The organism is Shewanella fodinae (assembly GCF_014651955.1).
GTDB classification, from domain to species: Bacteria; Pseudomonadota; Gammaproteobacteria; order Enterobacterales; family Shewanellaceae; genus Shewanella; species Shewanella fodinae.
Genome location: NZ_BMXW01000002.1, coordinates 134,472 through 154,700, shown reverse-complemented (window position 1 = coordinate 154,700; position 20,229 = coordinate 134,472). Strand labels below are relative to the sequence as shown.

At 48.9% G+C, this 20,229-nt stretch carries 19 protein-coding genes; 12 read left to right on the top strand and 7 right to left on the bottom strand.

Going from position 1 to position 20,229, the window contains the following annotated elements:
* Window position 1 precedes the first annotated feature (1 nt).
* The 10 genes from ptsP (at window position 2) to IE064_RS02855 (ending at window position 8,924) form a co-directional block, all read left to right on the top strand.
* On the top strand, window positions 2-1,711 hold the full coding sequence (gene ptsP / locus IE064_RS02900; protein ID WP_189616243.1) for a phosphoenolpyruvate--protein phosphotransferase: 1,710 nt from the start codon (window positions 2-4) through the stop codon (window positions 1,709-1,711).
* Between the two features lie 90 nt (window positions 1,712-1,801).
* Complete coding sequence (gene crr / locus IE064_RS02895) at window positions 1,802-2,311, top strand: PTS glucose transporter subunit IIA (protein WP_133039464.1); 510 nt, start codon at window positions 1,802-1,804, stop codon at window positions 2,309-2,311.
* A 104-nt stretch (window positions 2,312-2,415) separates the two neighbouring features.
* Window positions 2,416-2,772 (top strand): arsenate reductase, encoded by a 357-nt coding sequence (locus IE064_RS02890; protein ID WP_189616240.1) that lies wholly within the window; start codon window positions 2,416-2,418, stop codon window positions 2,770-2,772.
* Entirely contained in the window at window positions 2,769-3,899 is a 1,131-nt protein-coding gene (gene dapE, locus IE064_RS02885; protein WP_189616238.1) for a succinyl-diaminopimelate desuccinylase, read from the top strand. Before IE064_RS02890 ends, dapE begins: the two co-directional genes overlap by 4 nt.
* A 2-nt stretch (window positions 3,900-3,901) precedes the next feature.
* Entirely contained in the window at window positions 3,902-4,603 is a 702-nt protein-coding gene (locus tag IE064_RS02880) for a M15 family metallopeptidase (protein WP_189616581.1), read from the top strand.
* Between the two features lie 137 nt (window positions 4,604-4,740).
* A complete protein-coding gene (can, locus tag IE064_RS02875) occupies window positions 4,741-5,367 on the top strand; it encodes a carbonate dehydratase (protein WP_133039460.1) in 627 nt (208 codons plus the stop codon).
* Between the two features lie 268 nt (window positions 5,368-5,635).
* Window positions 5,636-6,823 (top strand): 8-amino-3,8-dideoxy-alpha-D-manno-octulosonate transaminase KdnA, encoded by a 1,188-nt coding sequence (kdnA, locus tag IE064_RS02870; protein ID WP_189616236.1) that lies wholly within the window; start codon window positions 5,636-5,638, stop codon window positions 6,821-6,823.
* A gap of 20 nt (window positions 6,824-6,843) precedes the next feature.
* The gene (gene kdnB, locus IE064_RS02865; protein ID WP_189616233.1) at window positions 6,844-7,914 is read left to right on the top strand and encodes a 3-deoxy-alpha-D-manno-octulosonate 8-oxidase KdnB; all 1,071 of its coding nucleotides are present in this window, start codon (window positions 6,844-6,846) and stop codon (window positions 7,912-7,914) included.
* A 72-nt stretch (window positions 7,915-7,986) separates the two neighbouring features.
* Window positions 7,987-8,724: a 3-deoxy-manno-octulosonate cytidylyltransferase gene (kdsB, locus tag IE064_RS02860; protein ID WP_189616231.1), complete on the top strand. Its 738-nt coding sequence runs from the start codon at window positions 7,987-7,989 to the stop codon at window positions 8,722-8,724.
* A gap of 20 nt (window positions 8,725-8,744) precedes the next feature.
* Window positions 8,745-8,924: a DUF2897 family protein gene (locus IE064_RS02855; protein ID WP_189616229.1), complete on the top strand. Its 180-nt coding sequence runs from the start codon at window positions 8,745-8,747 to the stop codon at window positions 8,922-8,924.
* A gap of 71 nt (window positions 8,925-8,995) precedes the next feature.
* Here IE064_RS02855 and IE064_RS02850 read toward each other — a convergent pair whose 3' ends face one another.
* Genes IE064_RS02850 through zwf form a run of 4 tightly spaced genes read right to left on the bottom strand, consistent with a single transcriptional unit; the run spans window position 8,996 to window position 13,679 of the window.
* Window positions 8,996-9,637 (bottom strand): bifunctional 4-hydroxy-2-oxoglutarate aldolase/2-dehydro-3-deoxy-phosphogluconate aldolase, encoded by a 642-nt coding sequence (locus tag IE064_RS02850; protein ID WP_189616227.1) that lies wholly within the window; start codon window positions 9,635-9,637, stop codon window positions 8,996-8,998.
* Between the two features lie 19 nt (window positions 9,638-9,656).
* A complete protein-coding gene (edd, locus tag IE064_RS02845; RefSeq protein WP_189616225.1) occupies window positions 9,657-11,483 on the bottom strand; it encodes a phosphogluconate dehydratase in 1,827 nt (608 codons plus the stop codon).
* A gap of 9 nt (window positions 11,484-11,492) precedes the next feature.
* Window positions 11,493-12,197, bottom strand: a complete 705-nt coding sequence (pgl, locus tag IE064_RS02840) for a 6-phosphogluconolactonase (protein ID WP_189616223.1) — start codon at window positions 12,195-12,197, stop codon at window positions 11,493-11,495.
* A gap of 9 nt (window positions 12,198-12,206) precedes the next feature.
* Entirely contained in the window at window positions 12,207-13,679 is a 1,473-nt protein-coding gene (gene zwf, locus IE064_RS02835) for a glucose-6-phosphate dehydrogenase (protein ID WP_133040033.1), read from the bottom strand.
* 345 nt (window positions 13,680-14,024) lie between these two features.
* On the opposite strand from zwf, the gene IE064_RS02830 reads away from it, so the two are divergent.
* Together IE064_RS02830 and pyk are read left to right on the top strand one after the other, a co-directional pair.
* Complete coding sequence (locus IE064_RS02830) at window positions 14,025-14,879, top strand: MurR/RpiR family transcriptional regulator (protein WP_133040034.1); 855 nt, start codon at window positions 14,025-14,027, stop codon at window positions 14,877-14,879.
* 189 nt (window positions 14,880-15,068) lie between these two features.
* On the top strand, window positions 15,069-16,505 hold the full coding sequence (gene pyk, locus IE064_RS02825) for a pyruvate kinase (protein WP_189616220.1): 1,437 nt from the start codon (window positions 15,069-15,071) through the stop codon (window positions 16,503-16,505).
* A 71-nt stretch (window positions 16,506-16,576) separates the two neighbouring features.
* On the opposite strand, the gene IE064_RS02820 is transcribed toward pyk, so the two are convergent.
* The 3 genes from IE064_RS02820 to smrA form a co-directional block, all read right to left on the bottom strand.
* Complete coding sequence (locus IE064_RS02820) at window positions 16,577-18,853, bottom strand: acyl-CoA dehydrogenase (RefSeq protein WP_189616218.1); 2,277 nt, start codon at window positions 18,851-18,853, stop codon at window positions 16,577-16,579.
* 15 nt (window positions 18,854-18,868) lie between these two features.
* Window positions 18,869-19,504 carry a TetR family transcriptional repressor PsrA gene (gene psrA, locus IE064_RS02815; RefSeq protein WP_133040037.1) on the bottom strand — a complete coding sequence of 212 codons (636 nt, stop codon included), beginning with the start codon at window positions 19,502-19,504 and terminating at the stop codon, window positions 18,869-18,871.
* Window positions 19,505-19,625: 121 nt separating this feature from the next.
* Window positions 19,626-20,216 (bottom strand): DNA endonuclease SmrA, encoded by a 591-nt coding sequence (smrA, locus tag IE064_RS02810; protein WP_189616217.1) that lies wholly within the window; start codon window positions 20,214-20,216, stop codon window positions 19,626-19,628.
* Window positions 20,217-20,229: the final 13 nt, after the last annotated feature.

Below are 20,229 nucleotides of genomic sequence, written 5' to 3'. Positions count from 1 at the left end.
AATGGAGATGAAAGGAATCGCCGTATCCTCTGGTATCGCCCAGGGCAAAGCTGTCCTGTTTGAGCCCTTCGATAACAGTCTCGATTATCGTCTATTGCCGCTTTCCAGTATTCCCGCCGAACAAGCAAAGGCGAGTCGCGCTGTCGCCCAACTGTGCCAGCAATTACGTAACAGTCTTCTTTCCCTTGAAGCAGGCTCTGCCAACTACCAACTAGTGGAAGCCGATTTACTGTTGTTGGACGATGCCGAACTCATTAGCCAGCTCCATCGTTCCATTAATACCCTGCAACTGTCCGCGGGAGCGGCAGTGCAGCGTGTGTTCTACCACCAGGCCAGTGAAATGGAAGCACTGGACGATCCTTATCTCGCCCGCCGTGCGCAGGACGTACTGAGTCTGTCTAAAAGACTGATTGCCACCATTAATGGTGCCGGAGGCGAACGGCTGCAACAGCTTCAGGAAGACAGTATTCTGCTATCGGAAGACCTGACGCCAGCTGAATTTGCCTTACTCCCGCTGAATCACATCAAGGGCATTGTGCTAAAAACCGGTGGTATCACTAGTCATACCGCCATTCTGGCCAGGGCTGCCGGGATCCCGGCCCTGCTGTCCTGCAATTTTGACGCTGCGGCTATCAGCAATGGTACTGAGCTATTTCTGGATGGTTATCAAGGCAAACTATACGCACAGCCTGACGCCAAAGAGTTGGCGACATTGCAAAAGCAGTTGGCGGATGATCAACAAAGGCGCAATGCCCTCGCCCGCTACCGCGATATTCCCTGTGTCACCCAGGATGGTCACAGTTTGACACTGCTCGCTAACGTCGGGAATCTTAACGATATTGCCAGGCTGCCACAATCTGGTGCCGAAGGAATTGGCCTGTTTCGCACTGAGTTTATGCTGATGGATGCCGTGTCCATGCCGGATGAAAAAGAGCAATTCAGCCTCTATTGCGAGGCATTACAGCTCATTAAAGGCAAGTGTCTGACCATTCGCACACTCGATGTGGGTGCCGATAAAGAGTTTTCCTGCATTAATCAGCTGTTGGCAGAAGATAACCCCGCTCTTGGCGTTCGTGGTCTACGCTACACCTTACGGCATAAAGACGTGCTGCACACTCAACTTCGGGCCGTATTGCGAGCCGCGGCGTTTGGTCAAGTACGGCTGATGTTTCCTATGGTATGCCAGCCGGAAGAGTTAGATGAGCTGTTTGCTGAAATCGAGATCTGCCGCCAGCAACTGCTATTGGAACAGAAGCCGTTCGCCGAACCTGAATACGGTATTGTGGTAGAAACCCCTGCCGCAGTCGTTAATCTGTCCACCATGCTACCGCGACTAAGTTTTGTCAGCATTGGTACCAATGATCTGGCGCAATATACCCTAGCCGCCGATCGTGGTAATCCACAACTGACCGCCAGCTACCCAGCATTCTGCCCGGCGGTACTGCAATTGATTGCGCAAACGTTAAATACCGCCAAAGCGGCCGGAGTCACCACCTCTTTGTGCGGCGAGCTTGCCAGCGATCCCCGTATTGCGCCGTTACTGATGGGGATGGGCTTTGATGAACTGAGTGCCAATGCTGCCGCGTTGCCGGAGATAAAAGCCGCCATTTGTGAAGGTAAATTCAGTGAATTTGTCGAGCTGGCGCAAAAAGCATTGCAATGCCAACGAATTTCTGAGTTGGAAAGTCTGTTATCCGGTTGTCAGATATAGAAATAATTCAGTATGCTAAGACTATCGTTTCCTGAGCATGGCCGAACAGGAAGCAACTACAGAATCACCCTTATTAAGGACAGTTAACCCATGGGATTTTTAAGCCGCGTCCGGCGCCTGGTTTCAGGTCAACCCAACATCGAAGGTGGTATCAAGGTCTATGCTCCTATTTCCGGTGAAATAGTACCGATTGAAAAAGTGCCGGATGTGGTTTTTTCGGAAAAAATTGTCGGTGATGGTATCGCTATCTCCCCTGCCGGACAGTATATGCTGGCACCAATAGATGGTACTGTTGGCAAAATATTTGAGACAAATCATGCCTTTAGCATTGAGTCACCGCAAGGATTGGAACTGTTCGTACATTTTGGCGTAGGCACTATCGAACTTCGAGGTAAGGGCTTTAAGCGCCTGGCGCAGGAAGGCCAACAAGTGAAAGCTGGTGATCATATTCTGGAGTTCGACCTGGAATACCTGCAGGGCCAGGTCAGCAGCCTATTAACGCCGGTAGTGCTGGCGAATATGGAAGATGTGCGTTTTCTCGAAAAACGCCAAGGTAGTGTAACGGCTGGTAAAGACGTGATCTTCACCGTAGAACTCTGACCTGCTGAGATTTCTCGGGATCTGGACTGTTTGGTCTGGTGATCCGTATCACATTTTTTTATACTCACGGCACCAGCGTGCCGTCTATATCACACCTGACACTTATGACATCCACTCTATATGGCATATCGCCCAAAGTATGCGACACAGTAAAAAAAACACTGCAATGGCTGGAAGCCAACCACCTACAAGTCAGTTTTTTTGATTACCGAGAACAACCGTTACCGCCAGCCACGCTCGATAGCTGGATTGAGGCCATCGGCTGGGAAGCACTGCTAAATAAACGCTCAACCAGCTTTCGCACCTTAGCCGATGAAGATAAACAGCAGTTGGATACCGAAAAAGCCAGACAGCTCATGTTGGCAAATCCGACACTCATCAAACGTCCGGTTCTCCAACGGGGAACACAGGTGATGGCGGGATTTAATGAGACAGCTTACCGGGAGTGGTTTGGACTATGAGCAACGAAGTTCTGGCTTTGGCACAACAGTTGATCTCTCGTCCATCGGTAACGCCGCTGGACGAGGGGTGTCAACAGTTGCTGGCCGAACGGCTAGCGAAACTGGGATTTATTAATGAATCCATGGTGTTTGACGACACCACTAATCTCTGGTCGCGCCGCGGTAGTCAGGGACCGCTATTCTGTTTTGCGGGTCACACTGATGTTGTCCCGGTAGGAGATGCCAATCGCTGGCATACCCCGCCATTTGAGCCTGTGGTGATAGACGGATATCTGCATGGTCGCGGAGCCGCCGACATGAAAGGGTCGCTGGCAGCCATGATAGTTGCCACCGAGCGCTTTGTGGCCGAGCATCCCACGCATTCAGGATCGATTGCTTTTCTCATCACCAGTGATGAAGAAGGGCCGTTTATTAACGGTACCACTCGAGTGATTGATACCCTCGAAGCCCGTAACGAAAAAATCACCTGGGCCCTCGTCGGTGAGCCATCCAGTACCCATAAACTGGGCGATGTTGTCAAAAATGGCCGTCGCGGCAGCCTTACCGGTAACCTGACGGTTAATGGAATTCAAGGACATGTGGCGTATCCGCATCTGGCCGATAATCCTATTCACAAGGCCGCGCCAGCATTAGCAGCGTTGGCCGCTACTCAGTGGGATAACGGCAATGCCTTCTTCCCGCCAACCAGCTTTCAGATTGCCAATATTAACGGAGGTACTGGCGCATCCAATGTGATCCCAGGGGAACTGCAGGTCATGTTTAACTTCCGTTATTCTACCGAAGTTACCGCTGATGAACTCATCGCCAAAGTGCAACATATTCTGGATGTACATGGGTTGGATTATGACATCAGCTGGATATACAACGGCTTGCCTTTTTTGACGGACACAGGGCCATTATTGGAGGCGACCCAAGCAGCAATTCTGGAAACTACTGGCATCCAGACCGATGCGCAAACATCCGGTGGAACGTCAGATGGCCGCTTTATCGCTCCGACCGGTGCGCAAGTGATTGAATTGGGGCCGGTAAATGCCACCATTCATAAAGTCAACGAATGCGTTAGCGTGGCCGATTTAGAGTTATTGGCGCAGTGCTATCAGCGGATATTGGAAAAGTTATTGTGTTGAACATGTCTGAAAAGCGCCTTTATGGTCTCGATGACACTGGACTGGTAACGCTTCAGAGCCGCGATCAACGGCAGTTTTTACTGGAAACGCAAACGGCACAAGCTTTTACCCAAATGCAGCAAGCGGCTGCCGCTGACGGGATCAGTATTGCTATCTGTTCGGCCTATCGCAGCTTTTCGCGCCAACAGCAACTTTGGGATGCAAAGGCCAGTGGTCAACGTCCATTGTTGGACTGCAACTCCCGCCCTATTAGCGATAGGCAATCAATGGATGAAAACGCGCTGCTGCATACTCTGTTATTGTGGTCTGCCCTGCCCGGCACTTCCCGCCATCATTGGGGGACAGATCTGGATCTGTTTGATGATAGAGCCATACAACGCCAACAATTGCAGCTAGTGAATGTCGAATATCAGGCCGACGGTCCTTGTTTTTACTTACATCAATGGTTAGCAGCTAATGCCGCAGATTACGGTTTTTATCGGCCGTTTCAGGCAGGCATGAGTGGTACAAGCCCCGAATTGTGGCACTACAGCTACTATCCTCTGGCCGAACAACTGCGATGTCAGTATGACGTAACGCAGTTGGCCGATATATTGGCTAACAGTAATATCTGTCTTAAAGGTCCGATACTTGAACAACTACCGGCATTAGTAACACGTTATGTGAAAACCGTAGCACCAATACCAACAGCCAACTGCAACTAATTGAAAACAAACTATTGGCCGTAATGCTGCTGGCGGCAACCTATGGTTCAATGGATAGACCAGACGCTGTTCTGCTTCTGGTAATATCAGTAACACAAGGACACCACGTCCTAGACAACCAAGAGCTAATAACACCAATGAGATTACTTAAACCCCTGTTTGATAATAACCGTCGCTGGGCGGAACGTATCAATGACGAGAATCCTCATTTTTTTGAAACCCTGGCTAAACAACAAACCCCAGAATTTTTGTGGATCGGTTGTGCAGACAGCCGTGTGCCCTCGAATCAGATCATCGATCTGATGCCGGGGGAAGTATTTGTTCATCGTAATATTGCCAATCTGGTTATCCATACCGATCTCAATTGTCTGTCCGTCATTCAGTACGCCGTTGACGTGCTAAAAGTGAAACATATTATGGTAGTTGGTCACTATGGCTGCGGCGGCGTGAAAGCCTCTATGTCAACACAACGCCAAGGGCTTATCGATAACTGGCTAGGCCATATTCGCGACATCTATCGTCTGCATCAACAGGAACTGGATTCGTTGGACGAGCAAGCGCGTTATGATCGGCTGTGCGAACTGAACGTAATGGAACAGGTGGCCAATGTTGTCAGTACCTCTATCGTGCAGGATGCGTGGGAACGTGGACAGGAACTGGCAGTGCATGGCTGGCTCTACAGTATCGAGAATGGCCTCCTAACGGATTTGGATGTGACCATTGACGGTCAACAGTGGTTGGCAGAACATCCGCTGAAAAAGTAAATCAGACACAGGGGACGTAGGTCCCCGTCTTTTTACCTGAAAGATTGTCGCCATTGCCGCAAATTTAAGCACACGAAGGAAATTTTCCTTAATAAAACATCGCAGTCTGAAGGCGTGCTCGGTATAATTCGCCAATCTAAACGGGTGCTCATTGCGGTCACCCCGGCATTTCCGCCCGCCGCCGTGAGGCTCCGTCCGAAAATCCGGCCTGAATGCCACTACTGGCAGATCTCAAGAGCACAATTTTTATCCTAGGAGATAACTTCCCATGCCCGGTTTTGAATTATTCGGTCCTGAAGAAAAACAGGAAGTGGCAGATGTGATGGAGCACGGTTTTACCTTCCGTTACAACTTTGACCAGATGCGTAACGGTCGCTGGAAGACCCGCGAGATGGAGCAGCTGCTGTGCGAAAAAATGGGTGTCAAACATGCACATCTATTGTCTAGTGGCACTGCAGCACTGCAGACCGCACTGGCCGCTGCTGGCATCGGTGCTGGTGATGAAGTCATCGTACCGCCATTCACCTTTGTTGCTTCTGTAGAAGCGCTGGTGCTGGCGGGCGCGGTTCCTGTGTTTGCTGAAATTGATGAGACACTGTGTTTGTCGCCAGAAGGCATTGAAGCCGCTATCACGCCACGGACTAAAGCCGTGAATCTAGTACATATGTGCGGTTCTATGGGGAAGATTGATCAGATTAAGGCCATCTGTGACAAACACAATCTAGTATTGCTGGAAGATGCCTGTCAGGCTATCGGCGGTAGTTATCATGGTAAAGCACTGGGCGCTATCGGTGATGTCGGCTGTTACTCTTTTGACTCAGTAAAAACCATTACTTGTGGTGAAGGTGGCGCCGTTATCAGCAATAACGACGAAATCTATAAAAACGCGCATATGTTTTCCGATCACGGCCATGACCATATCGGTAATGACCGTGGCGCTGAAACCCATCCCATCATGGGGCTGAATTTCCGTATCAGCGAAATGAATGCGGCATTAGGTCTAGCACAACTGCGAAAACTGGACACCATTATCGATATCCAGCGCAAAAACAAAAAATTGCTGAAAGATGCGATGGCCGATATTGCCGAAGTAAGCTTCCGCGAGATCCCTGATGAAGCCGGCGATAATGCCAGCTTCCTGAGTTTTATGCTGCCGACTGAAGCCCGTACCCAGGAGATCAGCAAAAAATTGGCCGCTAACGGTGTTGACGGCTGTTTCTACTGGTATGTCAATAATTGGCATTACCTGAAAAACTGGCAACATATCCAGCATATGCACAGTGCTGCCGCCCTGCCGATCACATTAATTGCAGACCGGCCGGATTACACTAAAGTATCTGTGCCAAAATCTGACGATATCATGAGCAGGACCATCTCCATGGCGATTAAGCTGTCCTGGACTGACGCACAGATTGCTGATCGTATTGTCAATATCAAAAAGGCGTTTGCCCAATAATTTCCCAGGAGCAAGTAGCTATGAAATTTAAGAATTTCCAAGTTGTCCCCAAAATGATTTTCGGTCGTGGTTCTTTCGCACAGTTAGACGAAGTGCTGGCCGCCGAACGTAAACACGCTGATGATTTCGTGGTATTTGTCGTGGACAATGTACACCAGGGCAAACCATTGGAAAGCCGTCTGCCAGTAAAAGCGCAAGACATTCTGTTATGGGTTGATGTGACTGATGAACCAACCACTGTGCAGGTAGATGGCTTGACTGAACAGGTTCAGCAGTTTTCTAACAAACTGCCGGTCAGCGTTGTCGGTATTGGTGGTGGCGCCACTATGGATCTGGCCAAAGCCGTATCACTGATGCTGACCAACGAAGGTGGCTCTGCTAAATATCAAGGCTGGGATCTGATTAAGAACCCCGCAGTTCACCACATTGGTATTCCAACTATCTCTGGTACTGGCGCAGAAGCATCACGCACTGCAGTGCTGTGTGGCCCAGAACGCAAGTTGGGGTTGAACTCAGATTACACCGTATTCAACCAGATCATTATGGACTCTGAGTTGATCGCTGGCGTACCAACTGATCAGTGGTTCTACACCGGTATGGACTGCTGGATCCACTGTGTCGAATCTCTAGAAGGCACCTTCCTCAACGAATTCTCCCGCGCCTATGCCGAAAAATCACTGGAGCTATGCCGTGAAGTATTCATTGAAAATGACCCGAACAAAGATGACAAGCTGATGATGGCTTCATTCATGGGCGGTATGAGCATTGCGTATAGCCAAGTGGGTGCCTGCCATGCTGTGTCCTATGGTCTGGCCTATGTTCTGGGTTACCATCACGGTATTGGTAACTGCATTGCGTTCAATGTATTAGATGAATTCTACCCTGAATATATGGATGAATTCCGCGGCATGATGAAGCAGCACAATATTCAGTTACCACAGAATATTTGTAAGGATCTGCCTGATGAAACCATCGCCGCCATGGTGAAAGTCACCAAGAGCATGGGGCCATTGTGGGCGAACGTTTACGGTGATAGCTGGCAGGAAAAAGTCACCGATGAGATGTTGACCAAGCTATTCCGTCGCATCTAAGCTTGATAGTCGTTATTCTTTAACTCCTCAGGGTCCGTTATGGACCCTGTCATTTATTTATAGGTATTTTCAATGAATGTTACCCTGTTAATCCCTGCACGTTATGGTTCCAGCCGTTTTGCCGGCAAACCTTTGGCACCGATTAACGGCAAGCCGATGATCCAGCGCGTATATGAACGGGCATTGCTGGCGAAAGGAATCGATAATATCTACGTAGCAACCGACGATGAACGTATCAAACAGGCGGTAGAAAGCTTCGGTGGCCAGGTGATTATGACCGATCCTGCTGCGGCCTCTGGCACTGATCGCATCAATGACGCCATTACGCAGTTGGGGTTGGCTGATGATGATTTGGTTATCAATCTGCAAGGTGATCAGCCACTGATTGATCCCATCTCTATTGAACAGATGGTTGACCTGTTTAAACGTCATCCCGGTGAATTTGAAATGGCGACCCTCGCCTATCAAATCACTGACCCAGTCGAGCTGGATGACCCTAAACACGTCAAAATGGTATTTGATAACAATAACTTTGCCTTATATTTTTCCAGAGCCTGCATTCCCTTTGGCCGCGATGTACAAGAATATCCTGTATATAAACACTTAGGCGTTTATGCTTATACTCGGCGCTTTGTCGAAACCTTTGCCAAGTTACCAATGGGTCGATTGGAAAACTTGGAAAAACTGGAACAACTGCGAGCACTGGAGTATGGATATCCAATTAAAATTGCCATCAGTGCCTTCGATTCACCGGAAGTTGACACACCAGAAGATATCCGCCGTTGTGAACAGCGTCTCGCCGTAGATTAAGTAGATAGGTTGGGTGACTTATGTCTGACTGGGAAGTGTGGCTGATTATATTACTGGTGATTGGTGTCGTATTCAGCAATCTGGCAGTGTTGAAATATAGTTCAAAGTTTAAACTGCCGCCCTTTGGTCAGCCACAGAAACCGGCCGATAAAAACAAAGATGTAGCAGACAAACAAGATAACGATCAGAAAAAAAACTGACAGCATCAATCCCATTAAAGGCCACTTAATATTTAAGTGGCCTTTTTGATTATTGTGTACCTGTACTTAGCTTAAATACCATTGAGCGCTTGCTGGCACAACTGTGTTATCTGGTCCCAGTCACCATTATCCATGGCACTAATCGGTGCTACCCAACTGCCGCCAATGCAATCCACATTAGGCAGTGCCAAATAATCACGGTAGTTTTCCGGGGTGATACCGCCAGTTGGGCAAAAATGCACATCCGCCAGCGGACCAGCAAAGGCTTTTAATGCCTTTACACCACCAGAAGCTTCTGCAGGGAAAAACTTAAAGTAACGATAATCCTCGCTGAGCCCTTCCATGATTTCTGAAATGCTGGCAACACCAGGAATTAACGGAATACGCCCAGCTTTACCGGCTTTCAGCAATGCTTCTGTCGCTCCGGGAGTGATAGCAAACTGTGCACCAGCGGCTTCAGCATCGCGCAGCATCCTTTCATTGAGAATTGTGCCTGCACCGACCACCGCTTCTGGCACTTCTGCCGCAATTTTTTTGATAGCATCTAACGCACAGGATGTTCTCAGTGTCACCTCAAGGACACTAACTCCACCAGCAACTAAGGCTTTAGCCAAAGGAACTGCCTGTTCAATTTTATTGATAACCATTACAGGAATGATCGGGCTCAGCGCAAAAATCGCTTCTGGCTGCAACGACCAGTTGTTCTGTGTCATGTTACGGCTCCTAAAATGGTTAATAAAAATCGTCAATGGCGCTAGTGCTACGGGCACCTGTTTCAGGACTGCTGAAGTTTGCCCGTAGCGCAGTAAATAATTCCCGTCCCATGCCATAACGCACTTGCCGCAGCGGTACCGCTTCAGCGTTGCGGGCAGCCAGCTCAGCGTCTGGAACTAACAGTGAAATTTCCCCTTTTACCGCATCAACCCGGATACGGTCACCATTGCGCACTTTGGCAATAAGTCCGCCATCCAATGCTTCTGGAGACAGATGAATCGCCGCTGGCACTTTACCGGAAGCGCCTGACATCCGCCCGTCTGTCACCAAAGCAACGTGGTAGCCTTGATCCTGCAACGATCCCAGCAGTGGCGTTAGTTTATGTAGCTCCGGCATCCCATTAGCCTTTGGCCCTTGGCCTTTGACGACCACCACGCAGTCCCGATTAAGTTGACCACTGCTGAATAACTCATTGAGTTTATGTTGCTCGTCTATCACGACCGCTTCGGCCTCAACGATACGGTGAGTTTCTCCCACCGCAGAGATTTTCATGACCGCTCGTCCCAAATTTCCGGTGAGCAGTTTAAGCCCGCCGTTGTGCTGGAATGGTTTATCAACAGAAGTCAGCACGTCTGGATCCAAACTGGTTACCGGCCCATCAACCCAAGTTAACCCTTCGGCAAGTAGCTTAGGTTCCTGGGTATAACGCGAGAGCCCAAAACCCGCGACGGTATTGACGTCTTCATGCAATAATCCGGCTGCCAATAATTGCTTTATTAATAGCGCCATGCCGCCTGCCGCGTGGAAATGATTAATATCGGCTTGACCGTTGGGGTACACTTTTGCCAGCAACGGCACCACATCAGATAACTCAGCGAAGTCATCCCAGTTGATAATAATGCCAGCGGCTCTCGCGGCAGCCACCAGATGAATCGTCAGGTTGGTAGAGCCGCCAGTCGCCAACAGCGCCACAACACCGTTAACAATAGACTTTTCACACACCAGTTCGCCTATAGGTGTATATTGCGTTCCCAAGGCCGTTAAACGGCAAACTTGCTTGGCGGCAGCTTGGGTCAACGCCAGTCGTAGTGGGTCATCTGGGTTCACAAAAGAAGAACCGGGTAACTGCAATCCCATCACTTCCAGTACCAACTGATTGCTGTTCGCGGTGCCGTAGAACGTACATGTACCTGCGCTGTGGTAGGACTTAGATTCCGCTTCCAGCAATGTTTCTCGACTGACCAAGCCCTGAGCGAATTTCTGTCTTATCCTCGCCTTTTCTTTATTGGGTATCCCTGAACGCATGGGCCCGGCGGGGACAAACAACATCGGCAAATGGCCGAAGCTCAATGCACCAATCAATAACCCGGGAACAATCTTGTCACAAATGCCCAATAACAAGGCACCGTCAAACATGTTGTGTGACAACCCAACCGCTGTCGCCATCGCAATGACTTCGCGACTGATAAGGCTCAGCTCCATGCCCGGTTGCCCTTGGGTGACACCGTCACACATTGCCGGAACCCCGGCAGCAACCTGCGCTACGCTACCAACCTGGTGACAGGCGTCACGCAGAATTTGTGGATAATGCTCATAAGGCTGATGCGCCGACAGCATATCGTTGTATGCTGTGACAATCCCAATATTGGCTTTGGTAAGTTGCCGAAGAGACTGCTTATCGTCGGTTTGACAGGCGGCAAAGCCGTGAGCCAAGTTACCGCATCCCAAACTGGCGCGATAAACCCCATCAGCTTTTGCTTCTTGAATTGCGGCTAGGTATTTTTTCCGAGTAGCCTTGCTACGGGCGATTATCCGTTCGGTAACGGCCTTAACGGTCGGATTCATAACTTCTCCTTATGCGGCCCAGTACACATCCACAGGAATTTTATGTTGGGACAGGACCGCTCTGACGGGCATCTCCATGATATCGTCTGCAGCAAGCGCCCGATGGTAAACATCCAATTTTTGCTGACCTACCAGATGCAGATATATCTGGCGACTACCGAGCACCGCATGTCGACTCAAAGTAATTCGCGCATGAGGCGCTGTTTGGGGATGCATGGCACACAGTAATGCGTCTGTAGTCAACGCGTGCTGTAGCTCGGCTGCGGGTGCGCAGGGGAACCAAGAGCAAGTGTGTCCATCGTTACCCATGCCTAGGACCACCACATCAAACGGACGCGGAATATTGGCCAGTTGTTCGGTAGTCATCGCGACCCCCGCCGCTGCGGTGGCAAACATATTCTTCAGGCCGCGAAATTTGGCACTTGCAGCATGATGTTGTAACAAATGCTGACGCACCAAATGTTCATTGGAATCAGCACTTGCGTTATCCACCCAGCGTTCATCCGCTAAGGTCACAAACACTTCGCTCCAATCCAACACTTTACGGCTGAGCTTTTCAAACAACCCTAGCGGTGTGGAACCGCCAGAAACCACCAAGCTCGCCTTGCCGCGATTATCGATGGCTTCCTGCAGTCCAACGGCAATGCGCTCGGCAAGTTGCTGTTCCAGTTGTTCTTTTGAATCAAAAGATTTGAACACTGTTTCTTTCAGCATACGGCCTCCTTATTCATCCCAAGAACGCCCGTCTTTAGTGATCAGTGCCACCGAAGCCACCGGCCCCCAGGTACCGGCAGGGTAAGGTTTTGGCTTTTCATTGCTCTGTTCCCACGACTGAATGATACCGTCTACCCAGATCCACGCCTGTTCGACCTCATCACGGCGCACAAACAATGCCTGATTCCCCGACATCGCCTCCAGCAATAACCGTTCATAGGCATCGGGAATACGTTCGTTCTTGAAGGTATCAGAAAAACTTAAGTCCAGTTTCGTGGTTTGCAGCCGTTGTTTCTGCTCCAGCCCAGGCACCTTATTCATCATCTGAATTTCCACCCCTTCATGCGGTTGCAGGCGAATAGTCAACTTATTAGGTGGCAAATTACGATAGCTGGAACGGTAAAGATTGTGCGGGGGATTCTTAAAATAGATAACAATTTCAGAACTTTTGAACGGCATACGTTTACCGCTGCGCAGATAAAATGGCACACCAGCCCAACGCCAGTTGTCGATATCCACCCGTAGCGCGACAAACGTCTCGGTATTAGATTCAACGTTTGCGCCCTCTTCTTCCAAATAACCTGGAACTGGTGAGCCTTTAAGGAATCCTGCCGAATATTGTCCGCGAACAGTATTTTCAAACACATTGTCCATTGTGATAGGACGCAGCGACTTCAACACTTTCACCTTTTCGTCACGGATACTGTCCGCGTCGAGGTTTACCGGAGGGTCCATGGCAATCAATGTCAGCACTTGCAACAGATGGTTCTGGATCATATCGCGCATCTGTCCCGCTTTATCAAAATAGCCCCAACGACCTTCAATCCCTACTTCTTCCGCTACCGTTATCTGCACATGATCTATGGTGCGGTTATCCCATTTTGAGGCAAACAGTGAATTGGCAAAACGCAGCGCAATCAGGTTTTGTACCGTTTCTTTACCCAAATAATGGTCGATACGATAAACTTGGCGTTCCGCAAAATATGCCGATACCTGATCGTTAATGACTTTGGACGAGGCCAGATCGGAACCAATGGGTTTTTCCAATACCACCCGAGTTTCGGCATTAATCAATCCCTGCTCATGCAGGCAACGGCAGATATCACCAAAAATTGCCGGCGGTGTAGCAAAGTAATTCACCATTACGCGGTTTTGGCTATCGAGGATGTCATGAAAAGCCGCATAACCATCAACATCAGTAAAATTGGTGCCAATATAGTGGCAACGCGCCAAAAAACGCTGCAGTGTTTGCTGACAAACGTCTTCCTTCACAAATTTGTTGATGGACTGGGTAACACGTTCCAGAAATTCTTCCTGAGTGAAAGCATCTTTGGCAACGCCAATGATGCGAGTGTCTTGGTGCAGCAAATTGGCCTTATCGAGTTGATACAGGGATGGCAACAATTTGCGCCGGGCCAGGTCTCCTTTAGTGCCAAAGAGTACAAAATCGCAAGCTTTGGTCTCGGATGATGATTTGCCCATCGCTAAACTCTCTCCTTTCAATGAGGGTGGCTTTCACTTTAACAGATCCAAGCTTAAACCACGTATGAGGAAATCGATATACAATTTTGTTGTAATATAACAACAAAAACATCAGGCCGCATCTGTTATTTAGCCACAAATTACGGCTATATCGCTAGTCAGCTATGTCATAAATCTGTTATGCTGACAAAGTTACAAACCCTACAACAGTCGGCGTTTAAGCAGGTTAACGTTGCCTTAACCGACAACAGCATGTGACATTAGACTGATGCTAAATATCGAAATACTTACAGCAAAGAAGCTAATAAAATTACATAACCAATGGGCTAGCGGACTTAATAACATATGAATACTTTAGAAAAGGTTCAAAAGAACCTGCCTCATTTCAGCAAATCTGAGCGTAAAGTCGCAGAGGTTATTCTGGCATCTCCGCAAACGGCCATCCATTCCAGCATAGCAACTCTCGCGAAAATGGCCGATGTGAGCGAACCCACGGTTAACCGCTTCTGCCGTCGGCTAGACACTAAAGGATTCCCAGATTTTAAATTACATCTGGCACAAAGTTTGGCTAATGGTACGCCCTATGTCAGTCGGCATGTGGAAGAAGATGATTCCCCTGACTCCTACACCAACAAGATCTTTGAATCTTCAATGGCCGCACTTGACACTGCCCGGCAAAGTGTCGATCCCTTAGCCATCAACCGGGCTGTCGATGTGTTAACTCAAGCCAAAAAAATCTCGTTTTTTGGGCTAGGGGCCTCGGCAGCCGTTGCTCATGATGCCCAAAACAAGTTTTTCCGCTTCAATGTACCTGTTGTATGTTTCGATGATGTGTTAATGCAACGGATGAGCTGCATTAACAGTGATGAAGGCGACGTGGTAGTGTTGATCTCTCACACTGGGCGCACCAAATCCCTATTGGATATTGCTCGGCTGGCGAAAGAAAATGGCGCCGCAGTCATTGCGATCACCGCCCGTAATTCTCCGTTATCGCGCGAATGTACCCTGCCCGTCACCATGGAAGTCCCTGAAGATACCGACATGTATCTGCCAATGGCTTCTCGGCTGGCACAGTTGGTGATTATTGACGTGCTTGCTACCGGTTTTACACTGCGCCGCGGTCCCCGTTTCCGCGAAAGTCTGAAACGGGTGAAAGAAGTCCTAAAAGAATCTCGCGTAGAAAAAACAGACGTGATGTAACAACATCTGGGTTACTCTGAATAAGCGACTGATGCACATCAGTCGCTTATTTTTTATGCTATTTTGTCTAAACTCACAAAAATTAAACATCCTAGCGACACTTTTTTGTTTGTAACTTTCCTACAAAACCAAGGTAACTCTGATAAGATATAGCCAGATCATATGCAAACTTAATGGGGTATAAACACCATGTTTCGCAGAACCAAAATCGTAACAACTCTTGGGCCAGCAACCGATCGTGATGATAATTTGCGCCGCATCATTGCTGCAGGTGCTAATGTTGTGCGCCTGAATTTTTCTCACGGCTCCGCAGAAGACCACATCAAACGCGCAACCGATGCCCGTAATATAGCCAAAGAACTGGGTGTACAAATTGCTATTCTCGGCGATCTCCAAGGGCCAAAAATTCGCGTTTCTACTTTCCGAGAAAATAAAGTCCTGCTGACACTTGGTCAGGATTTCATACTGGATGCCGAGCTGGCAAAAGGCGAAGGTGATGTCAATCAGGTGGGCATTGATTATAAAGAGCTACCAGACGATGTGCATGTTGGCGACATTCTGATGCTGGATGATGGCCGGGTGCAACTGCAGGTCACTCAGGTTGCCGGACGTAAAGTCCATACTAAAGTCACGGTGGCCGGTCCGCTCTCCAATAATAAAGGCATCAATAAAAAAGGTGGAGGACTATCTGCCGCAGCCCTGACAGATAAAGATAAACGTGACATCATCACTGCCGCTCAAATACAAGTCGACTACCTGGCGGTTTCGTTTCCACGCTCAGGTGCCGATCTGGAGTATGCCCGCAGACTAGCACAGGAAGCCGGTAGTAATGCATTGATTGTCGCCAAGGTTGAGCGCGCCGAAGCGGTGGCCTCAGATGAAGCCATTGACGATATTATCAATGCATCCGATGCGGTCATGGTAGCGCGCGGCGATCTGGGGGTAGAAATTGGCGATCCTGCATTGGTTGCGGTGCAGAAGAAGCTTATCAGCCGCTCACGTCAGTTAAATAAAATTGTGATTACCGCAACACAGATGATGGAGTCGATGATCACTAACCCAATGCCAACGCGCGCCGAGGTCATGGATGTTGCCAATGCCGTGTTGGATGGTACTGATGCGGTGATGCTCTCAGCAGAAACTGCCGCCGGCAGTTATCCAGAAGAAACCGTAGCGGCGATGGCACGCGTTTGTCTGGGCGCTGAAGCACATCCGAGTATCCGAGTATCTAAGCACAGATTAGATCAAAGCTTTAGTACTGTTGAGGAAACGATTGCGTTGGCCACTATGTATGCCGCCAACCATCTGCAAGCAGTTAAAGCTATTGTGGCACTGACAGAATCTGGTGCAACACCTAAGCTGATGTCACGCATCAGTAGTGCATTACCGATATTTGCATTAGCACGTCATCAACGTACTTTAGCGGCGATGGCACTATATCGGGGCGTTTACCCTGTTGCATTTGATTCTGCGGTACATGCGCCGGATTTTCTGGCTCAGGCGGCTTTGGAATGTTTGCGAGACAAAGGCTACATCCACAGCGGTGATATGGTACTAATGACCAAGGGTGACGTGATGGAGACTATTGGTGGCACCAACACCTGTAAGGTACTGATAGTGCCCTAGCCCTCTAGACGTAAAAAAGGTACGCGATGGCGTACCTTTTTTGATAAATCCCCGACGTTACTTACTCATGCCTACAGCTTGGCAAAGTCATCCACATTGATAGCATCAATCCGCAGCTTGTCCGCTGCGAGTAACCGCGATTTTTCATCCGCATTGATAACACCTTTCTCCAAGGCACTATTACACAAGTCCTCAAACGGCAGCTGTCTAGCTAGGATCCCCTGTTTCTGCGCATCGCGAATTTTAGCGTTGATTTCGCGGCACTGATAAACCGCTTGGAATGCTGCTTCCACCTCAGCAACACCACTTTTATCACCGCTAAATGCCGGACACAGGAACGTCAATCGTTCGCGTACTGGCGAAGGTTTTTGCAGGCTACTGGCGACCTTGCTGCTTAGCTTGTCACTTGGGCCTTTAAACCAATTACCAAAAGGAAACACCATTACTCGCATTATCCAAGACAGGGGTTTATTTGGGAAATTACGGATGGCCCCTTCGAGGGCATCGGCAGCCAACTGCAAACGGGTTTCCATCGCATGTTTTACCACTGGCAGCTCATCAAATTGCCGACCGTGATCCTCGAATAATTTCAGCGTTGCTGACCCCAGATACAGCTGGCTCAACACGTCTCCCAATCGGGCAGAAAGCATCTCTTTTCGTTTGAGATCTCCCCCTAGCACCAACATGGCAATATCGGTCATAAATGCCAGTGCCGCCGACATACGTGACATCTGCTTATAATAGATACGGGTATCACCACTGACCGGCGCTGACGCAAAATAACTACCACTCAGGGCATGCCCAATACTGGCAAAAGCATTACGCAACGCGTAACCAATATGTCCGGTCAGCAGTGAATCAAAACGATTAAGCGCTTCGGCTTCATCACTCATTCCGGCGGCTTCCATTTCCGACAACACATAAGGATGACAACGTGTTGCCCCCTGACCAAAGATCATCAGACTGCGGGTTAGAATATTGGCCCCTTCAACAGTGATGGAGATGGGATTTGCCATATAGCCATGAGCCAGATAATTTTTAGGCCCCATCTGGATCCCTTTGCCTGACTGAATATCCATCGCATCATTCATCACCTGACGCCCCAACTCAGTCATATGGTACTTGGCAATCGCGGTTACCACCGACGGTTTCACCTTCAAGTCAATCCCGGTGGTGGTCAAACGCCTAGCTGCTTCAAGCTGGTAAGTGTTGGCGATAATTCGGGCTAGAGCCTCCTGCACCCCTTCAAACTGACCAATAGACAGTCCAAATTGTTTGCGGATATAGGCATAAGCGGTGGTTGTTTTGGTTGCCAGATGGCCTGATGCCGTAGCGAGCGCTGGCAAAGAAATGCCACGGCCAGCGGATAAACACTCAACCAACATACGCCAACCTTTACCGGCATATTGTGGCCCACCGATAATCCAGTCGAGAGGAATGAAAACATCCTTGCCCTGGGTGGTACCATTCATAAATGCCATGTGCAGTGGGTCATGGCGGCGCCCAATTTTTACCCCTTTATGTTTAGTGGGGATCAGGGCACAGGTAATTCCTAGATCGGCAGTTTCCCCTAATAGACCCTGAGGATCTTTCATTTTAAATGCCAGTCCAAGCACAGTGGCAACCGGAGCCAAGGTGATATAGCGTTTGTTCCAGGTAAGCTTAAGGCCTAATACCTCTTCGCCATTATGCTTACCACGGCAAACAATGCCCTCGTCTGGAATGGCACCAGCATCAGAACCAGCTTCGGGACCAGTCAGTGCAAAACATGGGATTTCATCCCCTTTTGCCAATGCGGGTAACCAGTGCTCCTTTTGCTCTTGCGTGCCGTAATGCGTCAGCAATTCACCCGGGCCCAGAGAATTTGGCACCATAACAGTGACCGCAGCGCTGAGACTACGACTGGCAATTTTGCTGACAATAGTGGAGTTAGCGTAAGCGGAAAACCCTTTACCACCATATTTTTTAGGGATAATCAGCGCAAAGAAACCTTCGCGTTTGAAATAATCCCAGAGTTCTGGTGGCAAATCACGCCGCTGATTAACGATGTCATAATCATCAATCATGGTCAGCGCCGTCATTACCTGATTATCAATAAAGGCCTTTTCTTCAGAGGAGAGGGTCGGCTTACCATAATCGTGCAATTTGTCCCAGTTAGGCTTACCACGGAACAGTTCAGCTTCCCACCAAACATCGCCCGCCTCCATCGCTTGGCGTTCAGTATCAGACAACGGCGGCAACACTTTTCTAAAAAATGCGAGTACGGGCTTGGTTACAAACTGCATGCGTACATCGCGGACAAAAAACAACGCGACCAGTACCAAAATAAGCAGTAGCAGAATCGTCATAACATTATCCTTGCGCTATTTACCGGACACAGCCACACCGGCTGAGATATAAGGAATAACTTTGCGAATAACCGCTGCGATATCATTTTGTTCAGCAAAATCAGCCGCCGCAATCTCCATCAGCGCATCCGCGGATGCCATGGTAAACACCACAGTTCCTAGGGTGAAATGCAAGCGCCAGAAAATGTCAGCAGCGGGTATTTCAGGAACACTTTCGGTCACCGCACGCACAAATGTCTGTAGATGTTCACCGTAGTGAGAGGTGATAAACCAACGTAAGTGCCCCTGACTTTCAATATAGCCGCGCCCCAATAACTGCAGAAAGGTACGGGTACCGTCTGGGCATAACTGGTTCAGTTTGAGTAACGGCCCGACCAATGAAGAGAAGATCTGCTCCAGTGTTGCCTGTTGTTCCAACTTACGCTGAGTATTAATTGCCTGCGAAGCTGCAGGCATAAAGACATCAAGATAACGAGCCAATACCGCACGGATCAGTTCTTTCTTTGAACCAAAATGATAATTGACCGAAGCTAGGTTAACTTCAGCCTTGCTGGTGATCAGCCGCAAAGAGGTTTCCGAAAACCCGCGTTCTGCAAACAGCCTTTCAGCCGCATCGAGAATGCGAGTTTTGGTATCAAAGCGATTGGCCATTCCATCCCCCAGATTATTTTAAACACTCGTTTAAAATAATTGTTGGATTCACTGATGTCAAACGAAAACGCATCGCCACAATAGTTTTAGAAATAGCAAGAGCTAACCCGAAGCCTTTTCACTAGCGCAGATGACCGCCTCGGCGGTTAGTTTCACGATTTTCCAGGCGTTGTTGCTCGTTTTTTGGCAACATGACATATAGCGCGCCATAGCCCCCCTGCTCCCGTTGGGCACTATGAAATGCCAGCACCTCGTCCAGTTGTGTCAGCCAATAATTTACACAGGATTTGATCACTGCCGGAAAAGGTTTATTAGTATGGCCTTTACCGTGGATCAACAACACACAACGCTCGCCGCGCTGGCACCTTTGTAAAATAAAAGCCACCAGACTGTCGCGTGCCTGACGGACACTCATGCCATGAACATCAAGTTCGGCAGCAATCTTATATTTACCTAAGCGCAAATTTTTAAACACCGCATCCTGCACCCCTTCACGTTTGAAACTAAGCATATCGTCAGGTTTTACCGGGGGAATACGGGCAAGTTCTAACGGCAGGCGTTGCAGATATTCGCTGCTCTGTGCCGCCGCGTTACGCGCCAGTTGTGCCTCTGACACAGAAAAGCGTGCAACCAAATGCACACTATGACTTGGTTTTAATGGCACAACATCTGCCATTTCCTCTCTAAACAAATCCATATCTTTTTGATTCATAACAAAAGATAGC

Excerpts from the sequence above, each read along its gene's own strand:
- psrA (WP_133040037.1), bottom strand. The coding sequence starts at position 19,504 with ATGGCCAATCGCTTTGATACCAAAACTCGCATTCTCGATGCGGCTGAA.
- IE064_RS02890 (WP_189616240.1), top strand. The coding sequence starts at position 2,416 with ATGACATCCACTCTATATGGCATATCGCCCAAAGTATGCGACACAGTA.
- IE064_RS02850 (WP_189616227.1), bottom strand. The coding sequence starts at position 9,637 with ATGACACAGAACAACTGGTCGTTGCAGCCAGAAGCGATTTTTGCGCTG.
- smrA (WP_189616217.1), bottom strand. The coding sequence starts at position 20,216 with ATGAATCAAAAAGATATGGATTTGTTTAGAGAGGAAATGGCAGATGTT.
- IE064_RS02830 (WP_133040034.1), top strand. The coding sequence starts at position 14,025 with ATGAATACTTTAGAAAAGGTTCAAAAGAACCTGCCTCATTTCAGCAAA.
- zwf (WP_133040033.1), bottom strand. The coding sequence starts at position 13,679 with ATGGGCAAATCATCATCCGAGACCAAAGCTTGCGATTTTGTACTCTTT.
- edd (WP_189616225.1), bottom strand. The coding sequence starts at position 11,483 with ATGAATCCGACCGTTAAGGCCGTTACCGAACGGATAATCGCCCGTAGC.
- kdsB (WP_189616231.1), top strand. The coding sequence starts at position 7,987 with ATGAATGTTACCCTGTTAATCCCTGCACGTTATGGTTCCAGCCGTTTT.
- can (WP_133039460.1), top strand. The coding sequence starts at position 4,741 with ATGAGATTACTTAAACCCCTGTTTGATAATAACCGTCGCTGGGCGGAA.
- dapE (WP_189616238.1), top strand. The coding sequence starts at position 2,769 with ATGAGCAACGAAGTTCTGGCTTTGGCACAACAGTTGATCTCTCGTCCA.
- crr (WP_133039464.1), top strand. The coding sequence starts at position 1,802 with ATGGGATTTTTAAGCCGCGTCCGGCGCCTGGTTTCAGGTCAACCCAAC.
- pgl (WP_189616223.1), bottom strand. The coding sequence starts at position 12,197 with ATGCTGAAAGAAACAGTGTTCAAATCTTTTGATTCAAAAGAACAACTG.
- IE064_RS02855 (WP_189616229.1), top strand. The coding sequence starts at position 8,745 with ATGTCTGACTGGGAAGTGTGGCTGATTATATTACTGGTGATTGGTGTC.
- pyk (WP_189616220.1), top strand. The coding sequence starts at position 15,069 with ATGTTTCGCAGAACCAAAATCGTAACAACTCTTGGGCCAGCAACCGAT.
- kdnA (WP_189616236.1), top strand. The coding sequence starts at position 5,636 with ATGCCCGGTTTTGAATTATTCGGTCCTGAAGAAAAACAGGAAGTGGCA.
- kdnB (WP_189616233.1), top strand. The coding sequence starts at position 6,844 with ATGAAATTTAAGAATTTCCAAGTTGTCCCCAAAATGATTTTCGGTCGT.
- IE064_RS02820 (WP_189616218.1), bottom strand. The coding sequence starts at position 18,853 with ATGACGATTCTGCTACTGCTTATTTTGGTACTGGTCGCGTTGTTTTTT.
- ptsP (WP_189616243.1), top strand. The coding sequence starts at position 2 with ATGGAGATGAAAGGAATCGCCGTATCCTCTGGTATCGCCCAGGGCAAA.
- IE064_RS02880 (WP_189616581.1), top strand. The coding sequence starts at position 3,902 with ATGTCTGAAAAGCGCCTTTATGGTCTCGATGACACTGGACTGGTAACG.